This is a genomic window from Streptomyces sp. NPDC005791, from assembly GCF_042871485.1.
In the GTDB taxonomy this organism is placed as follows: Bacteria; Actinomycetota; Actinomycetes; order Streptomycetales; family Streptomycetaceae; genus Streptomyces.
The window spans coordinates 121,204-143,496 of record NZ_JBIAIP010000012.1 but is presented as its reverse complement, the minus strand read 5'-3'; the positions used below and the strand labels follow the sequence as shown (position 1 = coordinate 143,496).

At 70.8% G+C, this 22,293-nt stretch carries 26 protein-coding genes and 1 tRNA gene; 15 read left to right on the top strand and 12 right to left on the bottom strand.

Features of this window, described 5'->3' with window-relative positions; all coding sequences use genetic code 11:
- Positions 1-126 precede the first annotated feature (126 nt).
- The 3 genes from ACFYSH_RS23600 to ACFYSH_RS23590 all read left to right on the top strand — a co-directional run bounded on the left by ACFYSH_RS23600 (position 127) and on the right by ACFYSH_RS23590 (position 2,823).
- A complete protein-coding gene (locus ACFYSH_RS23600) occupies positions 127-702 on the top strand; it encodes a TerD family protein (protein WP_359471173.1) in 576 nt (191 codons plus the stop codon).
- Between the two features lie 69 nt (positions 703-771).
- Positions 772-1,920 carry a DUF475 domain-containing protein gene (locus tag ACFYSH_RS23595; protein WP_359471175.1) on the top strand — a complete coding sequence of 383 codons (1,149 nt, stop codon included), beginning with the start codon at positions 772-774 and terminating at the stop codon, positions 1,918-1,920.
- A 168-nt stretch (positions 1,921-2,088) separates the two neighbouring features.
- Positions 2,089-2,823: a Tellurium resistance gene (locus tag ACFYSH_RS23590; protein ID WP_359471177.1), complete on the top strand. Its 735-nt coding sequence runs from the start codon at positions 2,089-2,091 to the stop codon at positions 2,821-2,823.
- A 33-nt stretch (positions 2,824-2,856) separates the two neighbouring features.
- On the opposite strand, the gene ACFYSH_RS23585 is transcribed toward ACFYSH_RS23590, so the two are convergent.
- Positions 2,857-3,714, bottom strand: coding sequence for a TerD family protein (locus ACFYSH_RS23585; protein ID WP_359471179.1), 858 nt, complete (start codon positions 3,712-3,714; stop codon positions 2,857-2,859).
- Between the two features lie 211 nt (positions 3,715-3,925).
- On the opposite strand from ACFYSH_RS23585, the gene ACFYSH_RS23580 reads away from it, so the two are divergent.
- From ACFYSH_RS23580 to ACFYSH_RS23570, 3 genes are all read left to right on the top strand, one after another.
- Complete coding sequence (locus ACFYSH_RS23580) at positions 3,926-5,086, top strand: HpcH/HpaI aldolase/citrate lyase family protein (RefSeq protein ID WP_359471181.1); 1,161 nt, start codon at positions 3,926-3,928, stop codon at positions 5,084-5,086.
- A gap of 53 nt (positions 5,087-5,139) precedes the next feature.
- Positions 5,140-7,653: a phosphoribosyltransferase gene (locus ACFYSH_RS23575; RefSeq protein WP_359471305.1), complete on the top strand. Its 2,514-nt coding sequence runs from the start codon at positions 5,140-5,142 to the stop codon at positions 7,651-7,653.
- Positions 7,654-7,724: 71 nt separating this feature from the next.
- A complete protein-coding gene (locus tag ACFYSH_RS23570) occupies positions 7,725-8,477 on the top strand; it encodes an HAD family hydrolase (RefSeq protein ID WP_388755161.1) in 753 nt (250 codons plus the stop codon).
- 132 nt (positions 8,478-8,609) lie between these two features.
- Here the strand turns inward: ACFYSH_RS23570 and ACFYSH_RS23565 are convergent, their stop codons facing one another.
- The 4 genes from ACFYSH_RS23565 to ACFYSH_RS23550 form a co-directional block, all read right to left on the bottom strand.
- Positions 8,610-8,831 carry a zinc ribbon domain-containing protein gene (locus ACFYSH_RS23565; RefSeq protein WP_388754951.1) on the bottom strand — a complete coding sequence of 74 codons (222 nt, stop codon included), beginning with the start codon at positions 8,829-8,831 and terminating at the stop codon, positions 8,610-8,612.
- Positions 8,832-8,840: 9 nt separating this feature from the next.
- Positions 8,841-9,449, bottom strand: coding sequence for a DUF4383 domain-containing protein (locus tag ACFYSH_RS23560; protein WP_359471185.1), 609 nt, complete (start codon positions 9,447-9,449; stop codon positions 8,841-8,843).
- Between the two features lie 132 nt (positions 9,450-9,581).
- Positions 9,582-10,949, bottom strand: coding sequence for a hypothetical protein (locus ACFYSH_RS23555; protein WP_388754948.1), 1,368 nt, complete (start codon positions 10,947-10,949; stop codon positions 9,582-9,584).
- Positions 10,950-11,019: 70 nt separating this feature from the next.
- The gene (locus tag ACFYSH_RS23550; RefSeq protein ID WP_388754945.1) at positions 11,020-11,793 is read right to left on the bottom strand and encodes a DUF4097 family beta strand repeat-containing protein; all 774 of its coding nucleotides are present in this window, start codon (positions 11,791-11,793) and stop codon (positions 11,020-11,022) included.
- 201 nt (positions 11,794-11,994) lie between these two features.
- Here ACFYSH_RS23550 and ACFYSH_RS23545 point away from each other — a divergent pair.
- From ACFYSH_RS23545 to ACFYSH_RS23535, 3 genes are all read left to right on the top strand, one after another.
- Positions 11,995-12,069: transfer RNA gene (locus tag ACFYSH_RS23545), tRNA-Val, on the top strand.
- A gap of 223 nt (positions 12,070-12,292) precedes the next feature.
- The gene (locus ACFYSH_RS23540) at positions 12,293-12,874 is read left to right on the top strand and encodes a hypothetical protein (protein ID WP_359471190.1); all 582 of its coding nucleotides are present in this window, start codon (positions 12,293-12,295) and stop codon (positions 12,872-12,874) included.
- A gap of 271 nt (positions 12,875-13,145) precedes the next feature.
- Entirely contained in the window at positions 13,146-13,376 is a 231-nt protein-coding gene (locus tag ACFYSH_RS23535) for an e9imm peptide (protein ID WP_359471192.1), read from the top strand.
- A 53-nt stretch (positions 13,377-13,429) separates the two neighbouring features.
- Here the strand turns inward: ACFYSH_RS23535 and ACFYSH_RS23530 are convergent, their stop codons facing one another.
- The 3 genes from ACFYSH_RS23530 to ACFYSH_RS23520 form a co-directional block, all read right to left on the bottom strand.
- Positions 13,430-14,362, bottom strand: coding sequence for an endonuclease/exonuclease/phosphatase family protein (locus ACFYSH_RS23530; RefSeq protein WP_388754941.1), 933 nt, complete (start codon positions 14,360-14,362; stop codon positions 13,430-13,432).
- 210 nt (positions 14,363-14,572) lie between these two features.
- The gene (locus tag ACFYSH_RS23525; protein WP_359471196.1) at positions 14,573-15,124 is read right to left on the bottom strand and encodes a hypothetical protein; all 552 of its coding nucleotides are present in this window, start codon (positions 15,122-15,124) and stop codon (positions 14,573-14,575) included.
- Positions 15,125-15,191: 67 nt separating this feature from the next.
- The gene (locus ACFYSH_RS23520) at positions 15,192-15,944 is read right to left on the bottom strand and encodes a MerR family transcriptional regulator (protein WP_359471198.1); all 753 of its coding nucleotides are present in this window, start codon (positions 15,942-15,944) and stop codon (positions 15,192-15,194) included.
- Positions 15,945-16,006: 62 nt separating this feature from the next.
- Between ACFYSH_RS23520 and ACFYSH_RS23515 the strand changes: the two genes are divergently transcribed.
- The gene (locus ACFYSH_RS23515; protein WP_359471200.1) at positions 16,007-16,480 is read left to right on the top strand and encodes a DUF6194 family protein; all 474 of its coding nucleotides are present in this window, start codon (positions 16,007-16,009) and stop codon (positions 16,478-16,480) included.
- 9 nt (positions 16,481-16,489) lie between these two features.
- On the opposite strand, the gene ACFYSH_RS23510 is transcribed toward ACFYSH_RS23515, so the two are convergent.
- Positions 16,490-17,035 carry an MOSC domain-containing protein gene (locus ACFYSH_RS23510; RefSeq protein ID WP_359471202.1) on the bottom strand — a complete coding sequence of 182 codons (546 nt, stop codon included), beginning with the start codon at positions 17,033-17,035 and terminating at the stop codon, positions 16,490-16,492.
- Between the two features lie 59 nt (positions 17,036-17,094).
- On the bottom strand, positions 17,095-17,658 hold the full coding sequence (locus tag ACFYSH_RS23505; RefSeq protein ID WP_388754936.1) for a flavoprotein: 564 nt from the start codon (positions 17,656-17,658) through the stop codon (positions 17,095-17,097).
- A 406-nt stretch (positions 17,659-18,064) separates the two neighbouring features.
- On the opposite strand from ACFYSH_RS23505, the gene ACFYSH_RS23500 reads away from it, so the two are divergent.
- From ACFYSH_RS23500 to ACFYSH_RS23480, 5 genes are all read left to right on the top strand, one after another.
- The gene (locus ACFYSH_RS23500) at positions 18,065-18,280 is read left to right on the top strand and encodes a hypothetical protein (RefSeq protein ID WP_359471206.1); all 216 of its coding nucleotides are present in this window, start codon (positions 18,065-18,067) and stop codon (positions 18,278-18,280) included.
- 5 nt (positions 18,281-18,285) lie between these two features.
- Positions 18,286-18,630: a hypothetical protein gene (locus tag ACFYSH_RS23495; RefSeq protein WP_359471208.1), complete on the top strand. Its 345-nt coding sequence runs from the start codon at positions 18,286-18,288 to the stop codon at positions 18,628-18,630.
- Positions 18,631-18,745: 115 nt separating this feature from the next.
- On the top strand, positions 18,746-19,180 hold the full coding sequence (locus ACFYSH_RS23490) for a hypothetical protein (RefSeq protein ID WP_359471210.1): 435 nt from the start codon (positions 18,746-18,748) through the stop codon (positions 19,178-19,180).
- 1 nt (position 19,181) lies between these two features.
- Positions 19,182-20,567, top strand: coding sequence for a DUF1254 domain-containing protein (locus ACFYSH_RS23485; RefSeq protein WP_388754932.1), 1,386 nt, complete (start codon positions 19,182-19,184; stop codon positions 20,565-20,567).
- Between the two features lie 50 nt (positions 20,568-20,617).
- A complete protein-coding gene (locus tag ACFYSH_RS23480) occupies positions 20,618-20,839 on the top strand; it encodes a DUF2277 domain-containing protein (RefSeq protein WP_031099309.1) in 222 nt (73 codons plus the stop codon).
- Between the two features lie 24 nt (positions 20,840-20,863).
- Here the strand turns inward: ACFYSH_RS23480 and ACFYSH_RS23475 are convergent, their stop codons facing one another.
- Complete coding sequence (locus ACFYSH_RS23475) at positions 20,864-21,511, bottom strand: VTT domain-containing protein (RefSeq protein ID WP_359471215.1); 648 nt, start codon at positions 21,509-21,511, stop codon at positions 20,864-20,866.
- A 216-nt stretch (positions 21,512-21,727) separates the two neighbouring features.
- Positions 21,728-22,186 (bottom strand): DoxX family protein, encoded by a 459-nt coding sequence (locus tag ACFYSH_RS23470; protein WP_359471217.1) that lies wholly within the window; start codon positions 22,184-22,186, stop codon positions 21,728-21,730.
- Positions 22,187-22,293 lie beyond the last annotated feature (107 nt).

The following is a 22,293-nucleotide window of genomic DNA, read 5'->3' as shown; positions in this document are numbered from 1 at the left end:
CGCCGGTTCCATCGCGTCCGGTGCCGCGCCTCGTGCGGTGCCGGACGCGCTCGGCAGAGCGCCCCGCGTCCGCCAGGCGCCCGCGCCGGGCCGTAAGACCGTCCATCGACTCGGGGAGGACACACCATGGGCGTCACGCTCGCCAAGGGAGGCAACGTCTCCCTCTCCAAGGCCGCACCCGATCTCACTCAGGTGCTGGTCGGGCTCGGCTGGGACGTACGATCCACGACGGGAGCCGACTTCGACCTCGACGCCAGCGCGCTGCTGTGCCAGTCGGGCCGGGTCCTCGGCGACGAGTGGTTCGTGTTCTACAACAACCTCACCAGCCCCGACGGTTCCGTCGAGCACACCGGTGACAACCTCACCGGTGAGGGCGACGGCGACGACGAGTCCGTCATCGTGAACCTCACGCAGGTGCCGGCGCACTGCGACAAGATTCTTTTCCCGGTTTCGATCCATGAAGCCGACAATCGCGGGCAGACCTTCGGTCAGGTCAGCAATGCCTTCATCCGCGTGGTGAACCAGGCGGACGGGCAGGAGCTGGCCCGGTACGACCTGAGCGAGGACGCGTCGACGGAGACGGCGATGATCTTCGGCGAGCTCTACCGCTACGGCGGGGAGTGGAAATTCCGTGCAGTCGGACAGGGGTACGCGTCCGGGCTCCGGGGCATCGCTCTAGACTTCGGGGTCAACGTTTCGTAAAGCCGCGCACGGCGCGGGGGAGCCCCGTACTCACCGGGGGAGACCCTTACACACATGATGGGGTAGCCAGTGGTTCTGAAAACCTTCGGCTGGTCGTTCGCGGTTACCGCGCTCGGTCTGGTCGCAGCGGTGTTCTACGGGGGGTGGCAGGCATTCGGCATCGTCGCGATCCTGTCGATCCTGGAGATCTCGCTGTCCTTCGACAACGCGGTGATCAACGCCGGGATCCTGAAGAAGATGAGCGCCTTCTGGCAGAAGATCTTCCTCACCATCGGTGTCATCATCGCGGTCTTCGGTATGCGGCTGGTCTTCCCCGTCGTGATCGTGGCCATCAGTGCGCAGCTCGGACCCATCGAGGCCATTGATCTTTCCTTCAATGACCCCGACCGGTACAAGGAACTGGTGACGGACGCTCACCCGTCCATCGCCGCCTTCGGTGGCATGTTCCTGCTCATGATCTTCCTCGACTTCATCTTCGAGGACCGCGACATCAAGTGGCTCGGCTGGATCGAGCGTCCGCTCGCCAAGCTCGGCAAGGTCGACATGCTGTCGGTCTGCGTGGCACTCATCATCCTGCTGATCACGGCCATGACGTTCGCGACCCAGGCACACCAGCACGGTGGGGGCCACGCCGACAAGGCGTCGACCGTCATGCTCTCCGGCATCGCGGGCCTGATCACGTACCTCGTGGTCGGCGGTCTCTCCGGATTCTTCGAGAACAAGCTCGAGGAGGAGGAAGAGCGCGAACACGAGGCCGAGGAAGAGGCCAGGAAGGCCGGGAAGCCGGTCTCCGGGGTCGTCCTGGCGGGCAAGGCCGCGTTCTTCATGTTCCTCTACCTCGAGGTCCTCGACGCGTCCTTCTCGTTCGACGGCGTCATCGGCGCCTTCGCCATCACCAACGAGATCGTGCTGATGGCCCTCGGCCTCGGTATCGGCGCCATGTACGTCCGTTCGCTCACCGTGTACCTGGTCCGCCAGGGCACGCTGGACGACTACGTCTACCTGGAGCACGGCGCGCACTACGCGATCGGCGCCCTGTCGGTCATCCTGCTCATCACCATCCAGTACGAGATCAACGAGCTCATCACCGGGCTCGTCGGGGTCGTGCTGATCGGCTGGTCCTTCTGGTCGTCGGTGCGCCGCAACAAGGCCCTCGCCGCGGCCGGCGGCGACGGCGGCGGTTCCGATTCCAAGGCGGAAGTCTCCTCCGGGGTGTGACCCGGTCGGGAATGAGGAACGCTCTCTCTGCGGGGCGGCCCACGCGGCGGTTCTCCGGGAACACCCGGAACCCGGCCCGGTGGCCGCCCCGCAGTGACGTGCGGACCGAGTGGGCCGTGCGGACCGTGCGTGCGGGTCGGAGTACTACCGGAATATGTGGGGGTGGGTATGGCCTTCTGGGACGGCCTGTTTCCGTTGCGGTCGGCGCAGTTCGAGTCGGGCAACTCCGCGACGAGTTCGATCGTGCTCTCCAAGCGCAACGCGACGGTCTCGCTGAACAAACAAGGCGCGCTGTCGGGCAACCTGCGCGTCAACCTGTCGTGGCGGATGCGTACGTCGGACATCGGCGGCAGGTCGCGGCAGAGCGGCCGGCTGCTGCGCCCGTTGAAGCTCTTCCAGCCCGACGTGGTCCAGGCGCACACCCAGGGCATGGTCAACGTCGACCTGGACCTGGGCTGCATGTACGAACTGGCGGACGGGACCAAGGGCGTGGTGCAGCCCCTGGGCAATCTCATCGGCGACCTGAACACGGCGCCGTACATCAGGCTCAGCGGGGACGACCGCTTCGGGGCGCCGTCGGGCGAGACCGTCTACGTCAACCTCGACAAGCACGAAGAGCTCAAGCGTCTGCTGTTCTTCGTGTACATCTACGACCAGACTCCGGCCTTCGACCGTACGCACGCCAAGGTGACGCTCTATCCGGGCAACGGTCCGCGCATCGAGATCGAGCTGGACGAACGGGCCCCGCAGGCCCGCTCCTGCGCGGTGTTCACGGTGGACAACGTCAAGGGCGAGCTGATCGTGCGCCGCGAGGTGAAGTTCGTGTACGGCTTCCAGTCGGAACTGGACCGGATGTACGGCTTCGGTATGCAGTGGGGACGCGGCTACAAGACGCGGGCCTGAGTGTCCGCCGTGAAGGGCGCCCAGGGCACCGGTTCACGACCGGAGGAACTGGGGGCCCTGCGGGGGGAGCACGAAATTCGGGTCGGCGGAATGCGCCGCCGCCGCAGCGGGCTGTGGGTAGCCGTAGGCGGGCTGCGGGGCCGTGGTGGGCGGCTGGGGGTAGCCGTAGGCCGGCTGGGGCGCCACGGACGGCTGTGGGTAGCCGTACGCGGGCTGCTGGTGCTGGACCGTGGCCTGGGAGTCGGGCGACGGAGCGGTGGGCTCCGGCGCGGGCAGGGCGGACGTGGACGTGTCGGAGCCGCTGGGCACGGCCGGAGGGCCGGGCTCCGAGGCGGCCTCGGCCTCGTCCACGGAGATGCCGAAGGCGGTGGCCAGTCCCACGAGGCCCGTCGGGTATCCCTGCCCCACCGCCCGGAACTTCCAGCTGTCGCCACGCCGGTACAGCTCGCCGCAGATGACGGCGGTCTCCTCGCCGGTCTCCGCCCGCACATCGAAGACCGCGAGCGGCTCACCGTCGGCGGAGGCCGCGTCGTACAGCGATATCCGCAGGTCCGTCACGCGCTCGAACGCAGCCTCGTCGCAGGAGGCGGCGATGACCACCTGGTCCACGGATGGGTCGAGCGAGGAGAGGTCCGCCTCGATGGTGTCCGTGAGCCCCTCGGGGGAGCTGCGCTTGGGCAGGCGCCGGACGAAGCCCGAAGGATGCCGCGGCTGGTTGTAGAAGACGAAGTCCTCGTCGGAACGCACCCGGCCGGAGGGGTCGATCAGCAGTGCGGAGGCGTCCACATCCGGGACGCCGGGGCCCGGGGTCCAGCGCAGCACGGCCCGTACGGCCATGGCATCGAGTGGGACGTTCGAGCCCTTCAGCATCGCGTGCGTCATGGCGGTCATCCTGCCTGCTGGATGGGCGTTCGGACAACGTGGGGGTACGGAACAGTAGGCCAGGCACTGTTCACGGGGATCACGCAGGCGCGCCGTGCAGGGTGTGAGATACGCCGGGGACACCCGAAGTTCACGGGGACGGGGAACCGACGACACCTCTCCGAACGTACTATTACCGGCCATACGTTGTCCGGTCTCTACGGCAGTACGGGGGAATCACATGCGTCATTTCGGGCATATCTCGCCCGCTGTCCGGGACAGTCTGTTCTTCAGGGAGCCGTGCGAATTCGACGCGCGTTCCTCCTCCCGCATGCTCTCCGTGGCCTTGGGGGCCACGCTCTACAGCCCCGCCACCCGGCCCAGGCTGGCCGACGACGTGATCAAGCAGGCCCGGCAGGGAGTCGTCTCCATGGTGCTCTGCCTGGAGGATTCCATCGACGACTCCGAAGTGGTCGGTGCCGAGGCGAATCTGGTCCGTCAGTTCGCCGACCTCGACGCGCGGGACGCCGAGGTGCCGCTGCTCTTCATCCGGGTCCGTGAACCGGAGCAGATCTCCGATCTCGTACGGCGGCTCGGAAGCTCCGTCCGGTTCTTGTCCGGATTCGTACTTCCCAAATTCACGGAGGAACGGGGAGAGCACTTCCTGGAGGCCCTCACCGCGGCCGAGTCGGACAGCGGCCACCGGTTGTTCGCGATGCCCGTCCTCGAGTCCCCCGAGCTGCTGCACCTGGAGACCAGAGGAGAGACCCTGCGGGGAATCGCCCGCACCGTCGACAAGTACCGCGAGCGGGTCCTGGCGCTGCGGCTCGGTGTCACCGACTTCTGCTCCGCCTACGGTCTGCGCCGGGCCCCGGACATGACGGCGTACGACGTCCAGATCGTCGGCGCGGTCATCGGTGACGTCGTCAACGTCCTGGGCCGGGCGGACGGCACCGGCTTCACCATCACCGGGCCCGTATGGGAGTACTTCCGCCTCCATGAGCGGATGTTCAAGCCTCAGCTGCGCCGCAGCCCCTTCATGGGGCAGGCCGAGGAGCTGCGCACCACCCTCATCGAGCACGACCTCGACGGGCTGCTGCGTGAGATCGACCTCGACCGGGCCAACGGGCTGCTCGGCAAGACCTGTATCCATCCGTCCCACGTCATGCCCGTGCACGCGTTGTCGGTCGTCAGCCACGAGGAGTACAGCGACGCGCAGGACATCCTGCGGCCCGAGCGGGGCGGGGGCGGAGTGCTGCGCTCCGCGTACACGAACAAGATGAACGAAGTGAAGCCGCACCGCGCCTGGGCCGAGCGGACCCTGCGGCGGGCCGAGGTCTTCGGCGTGGCGCGCGAGGACGTCGGCTTCGTGGAGCTCCTGGCCGCCGGCCTGGCGCGCTGAGCACGGACATGGGCGGGGCGGCGGACACGGGCGGGGCGATGGGCGGGGCGGACATGCGCGGGCACGGGCCGGCACACGAGCACATACGGGAAGAAGAGGCAGTGGACGTGGAGTGGTCGGGTAACTGGGTCGCCGGGCGGCTCGGGGTCGAGCTCGCCGGCGACGGGGAGATCCGGGAGCTGCTGGGCCTCGCCCTGCGCCGCAACCCGAAGCGGGCCCACCTGCTGGTGTCGAACGTCCTGGGCAAGCACGTGCCCCAGCGGCCGTCCGTCGTCCACGGCGCGGGCTACGAGCTCGGCGAACGGGTACGGCACCTGCTGGGTGAGACGGAAGCCCGCCGCGCGGTCGTCCTCGGCTACGCGGAGACGGCCACGGGCCTCGGCCACGCCGTCGCGGACGGGCTCGGGGTGGCTCCGTACCTCCACTCGACCCGGCGCCCCGTCGCGGGAGTCGCCCAGGCGGGCGGTTTCGAGGAGGCGCACTCGCACGCCACCTCACATCTGCTGCTGCCCGAGGACCCGGACCTGCTGAACGCCACCGGGGAGAGCTCGCCGCTGGTCCTTGTCGACGACGAGTTCTCCACCGGCAACACCGTGCTCAACACCATCCGCGCCCTCCACGCGCGCTTCCCCCGGGACCGGTACGTCATCGTTGCCCTGGTGGACATGCGGTCCGAGGCAGACCAGGGGCGGCTCGCCGCGTTCGCCGAGGAGATCGGCGCCCGTGTCGACCTGGTGGCCCGGGCCCGTGGCACCGTGAGCCTGCCGGACGGCGTCCTGGAGAAGGGCCGGAGCCTGGTGGCCGAGCAGGAGGCGGCCGCCACCGAGGCCGAGCCTCCGACCCCGCGGTCCACCCCCACCCGCGTCGCCCTCGACTGGCCGGCCGGCGTGCCCGACGGCGGACGTCACGGCTTCACCCCCGTCCACCGCGCGGCCCTGGAAGCCGCACTCCCGGCCATGGCGGGCCGTGTCGCCGACGCCCTGGGCGACGCCCGCAGGGTGCTCGTCCTCGGCTTCGAGGAGCTGATGTACGCGCCCCTGCGCCTCGCCACGGCGCTGGAGGACGCCACCACCGCCGAGGTGCGCTACTCCACCACCACCCGCTCGCCCGTGCTCGCCGTGGACGACCCCGGCTACGCCATACGCAGCCGCCTCGTCTTCCCCGCCCACGACGACCCCGCCGACGGGCCGGGCGACCGGTACGCCTACAACGTCGCGGGCGCGGGGTTCGACGCCGTCGTCGCCGTCGTCGACTCCACCGCCGACACGCCCGCCCTGCACGGCTCCGACGGGCTGCTGGCCCGGCTCGCCGCGCACACCGACCAGGTCCTGCTCGCGGTCGTCCCCTCGTACGTCCCGTCGCCGCTCCCGCACAGGCCTCCCCGAGGGCCCTCCCTCAGGCCCTCCTACAGGCAGGACGCCGCCATGCTGCCCGAACCCCTCCGGGGCCCCGCCTTCTCCTCGTACGCGGCGGACGACGTCGGCTGGCTGCTCCAGGACCTCTCGGACACGCATCTGGAGGCTCCCACCGAGGAGCGCGAGGAGGCGATCCAGAGCGGTGGCGCGCACTACGCCGAGTCGCTGCCCGTCGAATACCAGCCCAGCCCGCAGTACCAGGCGCTGTTCAAGGCAGCCCTGGACACCTCGGCGGCGCGTATCGCCCAGGCTGTCGGCACCGTCACCGAGACCGTCCTCGCCGAAAGGGGCCCCCGCCCCGTCCTGGTCTCCCTCGCGCGGGCCGGCACCCCGGTCGGAGTCCTCATGCGCCGGTGGGCCCGGTACCGGCACGGCCTCGACCTGCCGCACTACGCCGTCTCCATCGTCCGGGGCCGCGGCATCGACGCCAACGCCTTGCGCTGGCTGGCCGCGCACCACGACCCGGCGGACGTCGTCTTCGTCGACGGCTGGACCGGGAAGGGCGCCATCACCCGCGAACTGGCGTCGGCCCTGGAGGAGTTCGAAGGCTTCAACCCGGAGATCGCCGTCCTGGCCGACCCGGGCGGCTGCGTACGGACGTACGGGACGCGCGAGGACTTCCTCATCCCGTCCGCCTGCCTCAACTCCACGGTGTCCGGCCTGATCTCCCGTACGGTCCTGCGCGCCGACCTGGTCGGTCCGCACGACTTCCACGGCGGGAAGTTTTACCGCGAACTCGCGGACTCCGACGTCTCCGGCCTGTTCCTCGAGACGGTCGCCGCCCGCTTCGACGAGGTCGCCGACGCCGTCGACGCCGAGGCGAAGACCCTGCTCGCCGCGGACCGCGCCCCCACCTGGGAGGGCTGGGCCGCCGTCGAGCGCATCAGCGAGGAGTACGGCATCCACGACGTGAACCTGGTCAAGCCCGGCGTCGGCGAGACGACACGGGTGCTGCTGCGCCGCGTCCCCTGGAAGATCCTGGCCGACCGGGGAGCCGGCGCCGACCTCGACCACGTACGACTGCTCGCCGAGCAGCGCGGTGTCCCCGTCGAAGAGGTCGAGGGACTCCCGTACTCCTGTGTCGGGCTGATCCACCCCCGGTACACCCGCGGCGCCACCGGCGCCGACGGCACGGCGGTGACGGCGAAGTGAACGAGACCGTGCTGGTGGCCAGTGACCTCGACCGCACTCTCATCTACTCGGCGGCGTCCCTCCAGCTGACCATGCCCGACGAGCAGGCCCCGCGCCTGCTCTGCGTGGAGGTGTACGGCCGGGCGCCCCTCTGCTACATGACGGAGACGGCCGCCGCGCTGCTCGACGAACTCGCCCGCACCACGGTGTTCGTCCCGACCACCACCCGCACCCGGGAGCAGTACGAACGCGTCCACCTCCCCGGCCCCGCCCCCGAGTACGCCATCTGTGCCAACGGCGGCCACATCCTGGTGGACGGGGTCTCCGACCCGGACTGGCAGGACCACGTGGTCCGCCGGATCGCCGGCGAGTGCGCCTCCCTCGCCGAGGTCCGCGCCCACCTCCAGGCCGTCGGTGACCCCGCGTGGCTGCTCAAGGAACGGGTCGCCGAAGACCTCTTCGCCTACCTCGTCGTCGACCGCGCCGCCCTCCCGGAGGGCTGGGTGAAGGAGCTGTCGGCCTGGGCGGATCCCCGGGGATGGACCGTCTCCCTCCAGGGCCGCAAGATCTACGTCGTACCCGAACCGCTCACCAAGAGCGCCGCGATGCGAGAGGTCGCCCGCCGCAGCGGCGCCACGCTGTCGCTCGCCGCCGGTGACTCCCTCCTGGACGCCGACCTGCTGCTGGCCGCCGACCGGGCCTGGCGCCCGGGCCACGGCGAGCTCGCCGACTGCGGCTGGGGCGCCCCCAACACCGAGGTGCTGCGGGAGCGGGGCGGCGCCGCGGGCGAGGAGATCCTGCGCCGCTTCCTGCGCGCCGCCGACCCGCGGCGGGCGGGTCGCTGAGCACGACGCGAGCGATCTTCGGCAAGCTCGGCGGACCACCGCTGACGGAGGAGACGCGCATCACCAAGGGCACCGACACCAGGATCACCGACGAGCTGTACGCGCGCAGGAAGTAGCTGCGGCGCCGGGCGGTCAGCCGCAGCAGCCCCCGCCGCAGCAACCGCCTCCGCCGCCACCCGCGGGCGCGGAAACCGGGGCGGAGGCGGCCGAGCCGCCCACAGCCACGGTGGAGAGCAGCTTCACGGTGTCCTCGTGCCCGGCGGGGCAGGAGGCAGGATCGGACGACTCGGCCATGGGTCGGCTGAGCTCGAACGTCTCGCCACAGGGGCGGCAGCGGTACTCGTAACGAGGCATGGGCCCAGATTAGAGCCTCTTCCGCCCGGAGCCCTCCCGCGCGACCTCGGGCATCGGGGCGACGGCGCGGCGCTCCTCCCGCGCGACCTGCTCGGGGTGGCGGGCGCGCCAGTACGGATTGTCGTGGGGCAGGCCGCCGCTCACCCTCCCGTACATGCCGAACATCATCAGCAGCAACCCGACCACGAAGCTGAACAACACGTTCTGCATGCGGAAGGCCAGGAAGTTCATGCTGCTGTCCAGCAGGGCCAGATTGACGAACCCGCTGAGGATGAAGGCGATGCCCAGGACCATGTTCAGCGTCGAGGCGAAATTACCGCCGATGACCATGCCGACGAAGAGCAGCAGCCCGACACAGATGGACAGGATGCTCAGCGCACCGTTGGTGTTGAGGCCCGCCACCGTGTCACCGCCGGTGTCGAAGAAGCCGATGCGGTCGATGAGCCCCAGGATGCCGAAGGCGAGGAGCACCAGGCCCATGAGGCCCGCGCCCATCCGGTAGAACCGGCTGAGGCTGTGGTCGACGGGCAGGTGCTCGTCGAGCCGGATCGCCGGGCGGTGGGTGGGCTCGTCGGGCCGGTGAGTGGAGTGCGGACGGTGCAGGACGTGTGCGGCCATGACCGCCTCCTCAGGCCGTGTCCGGCCAGGAACGCCTCAGCGGAAGCCGCTGCGTACTGTGCGTACCTCCAGGATCGGCCCACCGGCTGCCGGGGACAAGTCAGCCCGCTCGCTCCCGCGTGGCCGGGCGCCTCAGGCGCCGCCTCCGAGCTCCTCCCGGATCGCGGACACCACCTGGTTCGACGTCCGTCGCACCGCCTCGGTCTCGGTGAGGAAATGCCAGTAGTCGGGGTGGCGCCCGTCGAGCCCGGCGATCGCCCGGTCCAGCCGCGCGACGGCGTCGTCCAGCGGGCGGGCATGGCGCGGGTCGGGCGTGTTGCGTCCGGCCATGGCGAGACGCTGGGCGTCCCGGATCGTGAACCGGGTGCGGTCGATCTCCGCCTGCGGATTCTTGGCCACCGCGTCGAGCCGCTGCAGCCGGTCCCCGGCGGCCGACACCGCCTCGTCGGTCGTGTTGAGCAGCGCCCGGACCGTACTCAGGCGGGACGTCGCATCGGGCCAGCGCTGCTCGGACCGCGCCTCGGCGGCCTCCGCCAGCTTCGCCTCGGCCTGCCGGACATTGACCGCCGCCTGTTCGGGAACCGGCTGCAGATCCTGCCAGCAGGCGGCCGAGAAGCGCCGTCGGAGCTCGCTGAGCACCGGCTCGACCTGCCCGGCGCGCGTCGTCAGCGCCTGGGCCCTGGTGCGCAGCGACACCAGTCGGCGGTCGATCTCGGCGGCCCGCTCGGGAAGCTGTTCCGCCTCCGCCCGGACCGCCTCGGCGTCCCGCAGCACCTGATCGGCACGCCGCAGCGTCTCGGCCACGCCGTGCTGCCCAGCGCCCTGGTTGAGCTTGGTCAGCTCCGGGGCAAGAGCGGCGAGCCGTGCCGCGAGGTCGTCCGCCCGCAGCCCCGAGGCACGGACCGCATCCAGGGCGTCGCTCGCGGCGAGCAGGGTGTGCCGGGCCCGCTCCACGGCGGGAGCGAGCCGCGCGAGCTGGGTCTCCGCACTGCTGAGCAGGGTCCCGAGCCCCTGAGCGAACCGGTCGAGCTCACCCTTCACCCGTACGAGGTCGTCCTTGGCCCGCGTCAGCTGGGTCCGCGCACCGGCCACCGCCGAGGGCTCCAGATCGTCCCGGTCGAGGTCGTGCGCGTCGACCGCGGTGATGTATGCGTGGCTGACCTCGTCGATCCGCCGGCCCAGGGCCGCGAAGTCCTCCGCCGCCTTACGGGCGCGGGGCGAACTGTCCACGGCGGTGATCGTCTCGATCGAGATCCGCAGATCGCGCTGAGCGGTGTCCAGCTCGTAGAACGCTGCGGCTGCCGCATCCTTCGCCGCCTGCGCGTCGGCCCGCTGATTCTCCCCGCGACCCCCGAACCAGCGGCGGGTCCCGCCGCCGGCGAAGGCACCCGGCAGCGCCGCGACGACCAACGGAACCGGCAGCAGCATCAGCACCAGGACGTCCCTGACGGTGGCCCCAACACTCGCTTGCGCCTGCGGCCGCGTGTGTGTCGCCGTCACATCCCTCTCCCGTGCCGATCCGCCCTGCCCGGTTCATTCTCCCACCAGTTAGGACGAACGCACGGGCCGGTTAGTTCGCAGTTCGGACGGTGACTTCGCCGTTGTCGCTGCGCGCCTTCACCACGTGCTTGCTGCTCTCGCTGCGGGGCACCTTGACGGAGACGTCCCCGTTGTCGGCCTCGGCAGACACCGCGTACGCACTTCTGCCGGCCGGCAGGTCGATGGTGACGCTCCCGTTGTCACTGACGGTGTCCACCAGATCCGGTACCCGGCTCAGCCCGATCCGGACGGCCCCGTTGTCCGCGCGGGCGATCACGGAGCTCCCCGAAACCCGCTCGGCCTCGACCGAACCGTTGTCGGCGCTCAGCTCCAGCGGCCCGGACACGTCACGCACCCTGATCCCGCCGTTGTCGGCGGTGACCTTGAGGGGGCCGGTGAAGCCGGCCGCGGTGACCTTGCCGTTGTCCCCCTGCACGGTAAGGGCCAGCCCCCGGGGCACCTTCACCTCATGGTGCGCCTCACAGTTGCTGACCAGTCCTCGGCACTTCACCTCGAGCCTCAGCTCGTCCCCGTCGAGCTTCCACACGGGATCCGGACCACTGCCCAGCATGACCCACCCGTCGACCCGACGGGTCACCTCGATCTGTTCCACGTCGGCGGGCACGAGATCCAGGGTCGAGTTTTCGGCGTCGATGGAGAGCGCCTTCCCGCTGAAGGCGAACGACTTGTGCTCGGCGGGCGCGTCCTCCGCGTCCGCGCTGCCACAGCCACTGAGCCCGGCGAGGAGCAGCACGGTCCCGGCGGCGGCCACGAGGGCCCGGGTACGGCGTGTACGGATGGTCATGGTGTCGGGTCCCCCTGAGAGCGCTGCCGATGTGGCTCCACCGTAAGTACGGGCCCACCCCGTGAACGATCCGGACGGCCACCGTCTCGGAGTGGGGATATCCCCCGTAACGGCTCCGGGGGGAGGGCGGGGGCGGGGAAGGGACGGACAACCGGATTGCGGCGGGGGGCCTCGGGCCATGTAACCTGTTGCCTCATCCACGGGTGCGTAGCTCAGGGGTAGAGCGCTGCTCTTACAAAGCAGATGTCGGCGGTTCGAAACCGTCCGCGCCCACCAGTACGAAGGCCCCCGACCGATCATGGTCGGGGGCCTTCGACATGCCATAGCCGTCTTGGATTACGTTGTGGGAAGTGGCGGCTCACGCATCATGCGGCTGACATGCGCAAGGGGCAGCAAAGCGACGGGCATGCGGCGATGTGGCGTCGCGAGCGGGTGCGGAGCAGTCGATGATTTCTGCGGCGCATGCGGTGACGGTCGGACGTGGCCTACCGTTCCACGCATGATCTCGATCAGTCCGCAGAGCCCGCTGACCACGAGCGACGCGCGGTCGTTGCTCGCCATGCTTCCTGCCCAGGCCGAGGTCGAGCCTGGCATGAGTGAGCGGGAACTCGACCGGGTCGAGGAGCGCTGGGGGTTCCGATTCGCTCCGGAGCATCGGACGCTGCTGGGTGCGGGACTGCCGACCGGAAGCCGTGGCTGGCCCGATTGGAGGGACGGCGACCCCGAGGACCTGGCGGCGCGGCTGGCCTGGCCGGTGGACGGCGTGCTCTTCGACGTGGAACACAACGGGTTCTGGCACCCGGACTGGGATTCGCGGCCGACGGGCGCGCAGGAAGCCTTGAAGGTGGCTCGCAGACACCTGGCCGCGGTCCCGGTGATGGTGCCGGTCTATTCGCATCGGTTTCTACTGGCCGATCCGGACCGCACCGGCACGCCGGTGTTGTCGATGTACCAGACGGACATCATTTACTACGGTGTCGATCTGGTCGACTACTGGCACCACGAGTTCGGTCGTCCTGTGGCGACTCCCGAAGACCATCAGTACGCCACCCTTGCGTTCTGGTCCTATTTCCTGGACTGACTCCATGAGCGGACGGGATCGGGAGCGGCCGCGCCCTGGTGTGCCCGGTGTGATCGCTCCCGGAGCTGTTCTAGAGATCGCTCGGTCGTCGACGAATCAGAGGTGCCGGTGTGTCCAGCTCCGACCGATCCGGCACAACTCCCCAGCCTGTATCGGGCGGCCGGTCACCATCCCTCGACACCAACGGTTTCCACACCTACGGCGGCCCCCTCACCTGACGAGAGTCGGCGTCTGAGGTCCTGTCGACTACTTCGGACTCGGAGAGGACCTGATGAGTGCAGTGGAGTTGAGTCGGGCGGAAGCGGTCGCGCTCGTGCAGCGGATCATCGAGGCGGACTACTCCTCCGAGGACCAGGTGGACGACTGGCTGGACAGCCTCGACAGAGCTCTGCTCTGCCCGTCCGGCCATGTCAGCGGCCTGATCCTCTGGCCGCCGGAGCGGGAGTTGTCTGCTGAGGAAGTGGTCGACGAGGCCGTGGCATACCGTCCGATTGCCTTGTGAAGCCGGTATTCAGCTGGGGGGCCGGATCACGAGGTCTCTCCGCCGGTACAGCCTTACGTCGGCAGTAGCGCCAGTACCGCGACGACCGCCCGATGGTCCGTGCCCGGCACGGTGTGCTCGCCGACGGAGACCCCTGCCAGGCCGGGACCGTGCAGGACGTGGTCCAGTTGGATCAGGGGCGGGACGAGAGCAAGGCCGACGGGCCAGGTGGGGGCCCATCCGTGGCCGAGTTCGGCGTGGGTGTCCGTGAGGCCGGCCGCGATCAGCTCCCGCATCGGGGCGTGGTCGAGAGACGCGTTGAAGTCGCCCAGGAACACGGTGTCCGGGCCGCTGCGCCGGGCCATGGAGGTGAGGGCATCCATGTCCCTGGTCCAGCGCTCCGCGTCTCCGAGCGGGTAATAGGTGTGAACGGCCACAAACTGCACCGTGCGCCCGCCGACGACGACGTCCGCGGTGGTCTGGGGCCAGGCGGTGTCGACCTTCGTCGTGCCGGCGCGAGACAGCGGGTGCCGCGAGTAGATCGAGGAGTCGTACTCGGGGTGCAGTTCCTGGTGCGGCATCAGTGCGCCCAAGCCGGCCTTCTCGAGGGCGTCCACACCCCCCGACGGCATCTGCTCCACGGCCAGCACATCGATGCGCTCGGTGCGGACCAGATCCACCAACGCACGGGGATCAACGGCGCCGGCATCGGCGTTGACGGTGGCGACACGCAACTCGAACGCGTCCGGCGGAACATGTCGGCCCTCGGGTACGAACCGTGGTGCGAGCAGAGCCATGTGAGTGAGCAGTAGGACGGCGACGACGGCCACCGCCCACCCGGACCGCAGGACGGGAACAGCGACCATCGTGCCCAGGACCAGTGCGACGAGAACCGCCGCGTACGGAAAGAGCGCCATGGGTACCGCGAGCGGCGTTCCCGCGTCGAACCCCGTCAGCCGGACGACGAGCAGAGCGGTGGGCGCGGCGAGCACGATGCCACAGCCCACCAGCCCGTATGTACGTCGGCGTCGGCCGAGCGTTCGCCGTCGGTCAGTGGCACGCGGGGCGCCGGTGGCCGTGCCCGTCATCTGTCCCCGCCTTGGAGTCGTGCCCGTCGAGACGGTGGTGATCACCGGTCCCCGGTACCGGGACGCCCGCACGGGTGCGCCCGGTTCCCTGGTTCGGCCGAGCTCGTGTGCCGCGCGGCGTCACAGGTCTCACGGCAGGGTGTACGTGACGATGGCGCGCGCCGGGTTCCGGAAGCGGTCGGCGGTGAACGGGGAACGCTCGACCAGTACGGTGACGGCCGTGCCCGTGTAGGACGCGACGGGGCCCCGGACGCCGGAGCCGCACAGGCCCTGTGGGAGTTCGGTTTCCCCTTCGCCGAGCGCGTAGGCGCCGCCGTCCTGCCCGGCGAGCGGGGGCTCACCGGCGGGGACGAGGCCCGCTCGGTGGAGGTAGTCCGGCATCCGACCGCTCAGGAAGGAGACTTGGGCGCGGCCGTCATGCGTGAAGTAGTGGACGTCGGAGGCGTCTGCTGGGAGCGCCGCGCCGAACCCGCCTGACAGCTGTACGTCGCTTCCCGCGCACGCCTGTGGGTCGCCGAACGGGTGGAACAGCTCGTCCTGGAACAGCCAGACGATCCCTCCGGCCGGCACCGCCAGGACGAGGGCGGCGATCCCGAGGCGCGACAGCACGCGTCGGCGGCGGGGCCTTCCGGCGGGCGTACCGCCGTCGGCCCGTGCATCGTCTGTCCAGGAATCAGTCATGAACGCCCCCCTCGGCCGTGCATGCTCCGCATGCGCGTACGCGGAGCCTATGCCAGTGATCCAGCGGTTACGGCCGGCCCCCGTCATCGCACGGTGAGGCTGCCGGCGAGCGCGCGGCGAGTACCGCGCCGAGCGGGCCCGCGGCCTCGAGGAGGGCGCGCGAGCGGGCCGTGACGCTCGCGTCCCGGCCGGCCAGCGCGGCTCCTATCTCCTCCCGTCCGCGCCCGCGTCGAAGGGCCGGCATCAAGGACCGGAGCGGGCCGATGCGGTAGCCGGCGCCGCGTAGTTGGTGCACGATCCTGGCGTCCCTGGTCTGGGCCGGCGAGTACCGTCGCGTGTCTCGCGGGGGGACCCGGTCCGGGACAGCGAGCCCTTCGGCGTCCCAGTGCCGCAAGGTCGAAGGGCGCACGCCGAGCGCGGCGGCGAGTTCGGAGACGCTCATCGAGTCCGACGGCCGAACGTCACCGATCACTTCGGCGGAGATCGCCGCGGCGGCCTCCTTGGCCAGTTCGAGGTCCCTGCGTTCCCGGTGGAGCCCGGCGTGAGCCGCGTCGAGCAGGGCCAGCACCTCCGCGGTCGGGCGCTGGTGCACGGCTCGAGCGATCCGCTTGGCCTCGACCGGGCCTGTGGCGGTCGCGAGGGCTCGGTAGGCCAGCGCGGACCGCAGGTGGATCTCGCCGTAGAGGCGGTAGCCCGAAGCCGTGCGCTCGGCCGGGGGAAGGACACCGTCCCGTTCGAGGTTGCGGATCTGCTGGACGGAGTATCCGGCTCGTCGCGCGACATCGGCCGTACGCAAGGCCGGCGAGTTGAGGGTTGGCAAGCACTGCTCCATTTCGTCCGGCTCGAAGTCTCCACAAGCACTTCAACGAAACACTTGAGCACATGACCATCGACGAGATCATCGCTTTCGTGGAAGACCTCGACGGAGTCCTGGCCGTCAGGCCGGGGCCCGACGACGGCTCACCGCAGATCAGCTGGGGGGACACTTTCCTCTACTACGCACCCGACGGCCTCATGCCGGCAACGGTCCAGCCCTTCGCGACCATCGTGACGAAGGACTGTCCCGGCGACGAGAGGTCGCGCCTCGACCGCCCGGACACCTTCCGTCTCAACATCGCCGCGGGGAAGGAGGCGTTCAGCGACTGGACCGGCCACGTACCGCGCGAAGCGGACCCCGACGACGACCTCGGCGTCCCCGACGTCGTGAGGGCGCACCCCGTCTACGGCTCCGCCGGCTGGCTCGCGGTGGTGAATCCGGGCCGGCGGACCGCTGAGGCCGTGCGGCGACTGCTCCGCGAAGCCCATCACCGGGCGCGTGCGCGGCATGAGCGACGAACCGGCCCGACGCCGAGCTGACAGGGCCCTTCAGACGCGTTCGAGCGGGTGGTGCGGGGGCGGTGGCAGCTCGACCTCGATGACGTCGTACGGGCGCACCGGTCCGCCGCTGCGGACCACGGCCATGATGCCGGACGTGAACGTGAAGTCCCCCGATACGGGATCGAGGGCGAACACCTCTCCGAGCAGGCCCGGGCGGAAATCGTTGATCTTCGCGCACGGGTTGCGCAGGCCCGTCACCTCCACCACCGCCCGTTCTCCGAGGTGCAGCAGGGTGCCGGCCGGGAGGCCGAGCAGGTCGACGTCGCGGGTGGTGATGTTCTCACCGAGCTGGCCGGCCGCGACGGCGTACCCCTTGAGGGCCAGCTCGTCGAAGAGCTCCTCGTGCATCAGGTGGACCTGACGCAGGTTGGGCAGGTCCGGCTCGTAGGTCATGCGGAACTGGTGCCGGATCGTCTCGCCCGCGTGGACGTCCCCCTCGACGCCGAGGCCCGCGAGCAGCGTGACGGAGGCGCGATTGGGTTTGCTGAACGCGTACGTCCCGTTGCTGCTCACCGCTGTGACCCGGCCTGCCATGACCCACCCGTCCCGCCCGTCGGTCCGTGTACGTCGGGCCATCCTAGGGACGCCCCGCGTCAACGGGAGCGCACGGCCAGGCGCTCCAGGATGGCCACCCACGGAAGCTCCCGGACCGCCGGGCCCTGACGTGGTTCGTACAGGGGCCAGACGTCCGATCCGTACACCAGGTCCACGCCCGCCCCGCGCAGCGTCTCGATGTGGCCCTCCCACGCCGGGTGCCGGGCGTGTGCCGCGTTGATCCGGGGGAACAGCACCACCGGGACGCCGACCGTGCCGAGTGCCTCGTTCACCTGGGTCAGGGCCTGGTTGTCCGCGATGCCCGTCGCGAGCTTGGCGGCGAAATTCGCGCTCGCCGGTGCGACGACGTAGCAGTCGGCGACGGGGTGCGGGCGGGGTTCGGCCGGCAGGCGGGGGGCGTCCCGTACAGGGAGGCCGGTCAGCGCTTCCAACCGGTCCCACTCACCGTTCGCCCTCAGCCATCGGCCTGCGTTCGGTGTGAGGGTCACCGCTGCCCGCCACCCCCGTGCGAGGGCCGGCTCGACCAGCCCGGTGCGCAACGTCTCCACCCCATCGGTCGCCGTACCCACGACTCCCAGCACCTTGCGGCTGCCTGCGCTCACGGGTTCTCCGTCCCACGTCGGTCTGTTCACTCGGCCGGTCACGGAGCAGAGGCGTACCACGACGTCGTTACCCTCGTCTCCTTGAACGGGGGTGGCAATGAGATCTTCGGAGGAACTCCTGGCGCGCAAGCGGCGGGCGGCGGGCATCGAGGCCGTGGCTGTTCGGTCCCGGGGTCTGTCACCCGTCGCCCCTCCGGCTCCCTGACGCCACGACCCGCCGCTGGGGCGACACGGCCGCCACCGTGCGTACTCGGCGGTGCGGGGTGGGCCGGCCATCGTCGCCGGGACCCGCGCGGCCGTCGTGGTCGGGGCGGTCCTGCCGCTGTGCGCGCGGCTCCCGCTGCGGCGCCGGCGCGCTGCGGTGCCCCGGGATGCGAGCCGACGAGGCAAGGGGGACCGTGGAGGCATGTCCGGACACCCCCCTGTGATCGTGTATCCGCCCTCGTCGACCGGTGGACGACGGGTGACCGTGCACGGTCAGATCGTCGGGCTGGCGCACGGGCGTGGGGAAGTCGCCTCGTTCCTCCGGCGAGCCGGGCTCGCCCAGGGGGCCGAGGAGATCGATCTTGACCAGCCGGAGCTGATCGAGTGGCGGGGCGGCGATCTCGACACCTGGAGGTGAGCGCCGTGAAGCGTCGTGGAGCACACCGGCGCGAGGTGTCGCTCGAGCCTCCCCCCGGTTATTACGGGGTGGGCGGAGTGGCCCCGGACGCCACACAGCGGGGCCTGGTCCTCGACTGGGTGGTGGGCCGGCGGGTCGCGGCCGGGTGGCGGGTGGAGTCCCGGTCCGGGAGCCAGGCCGTGCTGGTGCGTGGGCAGCCGGTCAACCATGTGCTGCACGCCTTCCTGACGGTGTTCTCGTGTTGCCTGTGGGGTGTCGCGTGGGCGGTCCTGGCGCTGACGAACAGGGTCGAGCGGGTGGTGATCACCGTCGACGCCCAGGGGCACGTCGTGACCGTGGGAGGGCCCTGAGCGCGCCGGGGCCGTCACCCGGCCGGGTGCGTCCGGGTCGTGGCGGAGGGAGCCGTCGCACAGGGTCGGATCTGCCCGCTGCGATGCGGGGTGGTTCGTCGAACGGAGGAATCCCATGTCCCAGTCAGCATCCGCGCCCGGCTCCTCTCGACCGTCCGACCCCGGCCCCGTCAGCCCCTGGGCGGCGGGCGGAGTGATGTTCGCGGGCGTCGTGCTCCTCGTCGACGGCGTACTGGCCGTCATCAAGGGGATCGCGGGCATCGCGTCCGACGACGTGTACACGCGCGTCAGCAACTACACGTTCAAGTTCGACATCACCGCATGGGGATGGATCCACGTGATCCTCGGGATCATCCTGGTGCTCGTCGGATGGGGCATCCTCACAGGCGCGGCCTGGGCCGTGGGCGTGGGCGTCGTGCTGGCCGCGCTGAACCTGATCGCCAACTTCATCTGGCTTCCGTACCAACCGCTCTGGGCGATCATCTCCATCGCACTCGACACCTTCGTGATCTGGGCCCTGTGCGCCCACCGGGCGAAGCCGGTCATCTGACGTGAGCCCGCGACGAGGCGGCCCGGAACCGGACGCGATCACGGCGCTGGCCGCCGACGCGTACGTCTACGGGGCGCCGCTCGTCCGCCGGCTGTCGGCCGTCCAGGCCCGTCTCCAGGAAGGCGGCGGAGCGCCGGTACCGTTCAACGACTTCGTCCACGCGGAAGGGCCCGCCACGCCCGGCACGCACACGCCGTACGCCCCGGCCGACCTCGTCGACGCGCTCGCCCAGCTCGACCTCTCCGGAGGGCCGGTCAGGCTGCACGTCCCGGACACGGGCGGGGCGTACTACGTCCTGCAGTTCGTGGACGCGTGGAGCAACGCGTTCGCCTACGTCGGCACCCGGGCCACCGGCACGGGCGAGGGGGACTGGATGATCGTGCCGCCCGGCTGGGCCGGCACCGTGCCCGACGGGGTGTCGGGGGTCATCGACGCGCCCACGTCCGTCGTCTCCGTCGTCGGCCGTCTCGCGTGCGACGGGCCCGGGGACGTGCCCCGCGTCAGGGCGCTCCAGCAGGAGCTCACGCTCACGCACCTGGGGGACCGCGCCCACCGGACCGGGCTTCCGGCCACCGAGCCCGGGGTGCCGGGGGAGCTGCGGTTCTTCGAGGAGCTCCGGGTGTGGACGGCTGACTTCCCGCCGGCCGCCGCCGATCGCGCGTACCAGGACCGCTTCCAGCCCCTGGGGCTCCTGGAGGAGGGGATCTCGCCGTACGTGTCGGCCGGGCCCGGCCTCGTACGCGCGCTGAGGCGGGGGCTCGCGCTGGGCAGGCTCCGGGTGGAGGAGGCGGCGCGCCGGCCCGCGCTCCTCGCCGACGGCCCGCCGGCCGCCTGGCAGGCGACTCCGCACCTGCGCGACTACAACCTGGACCACTTCGGCGTCGGCACCCTCGGCACGCCGCAGTGGACGATCCCCGACCGGCAGGCTTCGTACCTGGTCAGAGCGGTGGCAGCGCGACGGGGGCACTGGCTGCCCCATGGGTACGAGGCGGTGTACGCCCACTCGGTCCGGGACTCCCGGGGCCACCCGCTCGACGGTTCCCACCGCTACGTCCTGCGCCTCGCAGAGCCGCCGCCGGTCCGGGCGTTCTGGTCACTGACCGTGTACGACAGCCCCGGGGGCCACCTGGTCACGCACGCGGCGGACCGGTACGCGCTCGGGGACCGGACACCCGGGCTCGTCCACGGCGCCGACGGCTCGCTGACGCTGCGCCTGTCCGCGGAGCGGCCCACGGACCCGGCCGGAGCGGCGAACTGGCTGCCGGTGCCCACCGGTCGCTTCCGGGCGGTGTTGCGGCTCCATCTGCCCGACCAGGCCGTTCTCGACGGGGACTACGTCATCCCGGCGCTCGAGCGGCTCGAGGGCCGGCGGGGGCCCAGGCCCTGAAGGTGCGTCGTCGAGGGTGCGTTGTCAGTGGCGCGTCGCACACTGGAGGCATGTGCCGCAGCATCAAGACGCTTCGTCCACCAGCCATCCCGGAAGAGGCCACCGAGGAGGAGATGAGAGCAGCCGCCCTGCAGTACGTGCGGAAGGTGTCGGGCTTCCGTGCGCCCGCCGCGCACAACCAGGAGGTCTTCGACCGCGCCGTGGCCGAGATCGCCGAGGCGACCCAGCGGTTGCTGGACGGCCTGGAGATACGGGGCGCCGCCCGGGCCTGAGGGGCCGGGCCGTCGCGCGGGCCGTCAGGTCCCGGCCGGAACCGCTGCGGTGGTGTGGGCGGGGCGGCGGACGACGAGTGCGGCCAGGGCGCCCGCCAGGAACAGGGCGAGGACGGAGACGGCCGTGCCCAGCCAGCCCGCGCCCAGCCACTGGCCGCCGAAATAGCCGAGGCCCACGCTGTAGACCGCCCAGGCCACTCCCGCCACGGCCGACCAGGGCAGGAATTCCTTCACCTTGCGGTGCGCGGCGCCCGCGCCCAGGGACACGACGGATCGGCCGGCCGGAGCGAAACGGGCGATGACGACGAGCACCCCTCCGCCACGGCTCAGCGCCGCGCCGAGGCGTTCCTGGGCGGAGGTGAGGCGGCGGGACCGGGCGATGGCCCGGTCGAGGCGGTCGCCACCCCGCCAGGCGACGCGGTAGGCGGCGAGGTCTCCGAGGACCGACGCGGTGGCCGCGCAGAGGGTCAGTGCCAGCAGCGAGGGCACCTGTCGGGTGGCCTCGCCGGCCGCGGCGGTGACCGAGGTCGTGCTCGCGGCCGCCGCGGTGGCCGCGGTGATCACCAGCACGCCGCTGGGGAGGACGGGCAGGAAGACGTCCAGGAGTACCGAGAGGGCGACCACTGCGTAGATCCATGGGCTGCCGGTCAGGGCACCCACACTCTCGAGCACTTTCTACTCCCCGTTCCCGTGATCCGCGTCAACGCCGCGACGTCGCAGGGGAGCGGCAGGAGCGGCAGGGCCAGCTGTACAGCGTACGCCTGCCGTTCACCCGGTTCACCTGGTATTCACCGGGTGGGCGGCCGATGTCGTACAGCTCACGTACGACACCGGCCCCCCTCGGGAGGAGGGGGGCCGGGCACGCGGAAGTCGCGGGGGGGCGCCGGGTCAGACCGAGACGGCCGGGGCCTTCTCGCGGGCGGGCTCGCTCTCACGTGCGGAACCGCCGCGTGAGGAGAACAGGCGGTCCAGGCCCAGGGCGCCGGAGCCGGTGAAGACCAGCAGCAGGAAGGCCCAGCAGAAGACTGCCGAAGCCTCGCCGCCGTTCTGAAGGGGGAACAGCGACTCGGGCTGGTGCACCTTGAAGTACGCGTAGGCCATGGAGCCGGAGGAGACGAGGGCGGCGACACGGGTGCCGAGGCCGAGTGCGACCAGGGTGCCGCCGACGAGCTGGATCACTGCGGCGTACCAGCCCGGCCAGGTGCCGGCCGGGACGGTGCCGCCGCCCGCGGAACCGCCCAGGACTCCGAACAGCGAGGCGGCGCCATGGCAGGCGAACAGGAATCCGATGACTATGCGGAAGAGGCCGAGCGCGTAGGGCTGGGCCTGGTTCAGGCGTATGGACATGGGGGGTGGGGCTCCTTCGGTCTGGGGACGTGAACCGATCGGGGCCCTCAGGTTAGGGTGACCTCATTATTGCTTGCAAGTTCAACATTATGTCGACTGGCTGAAAA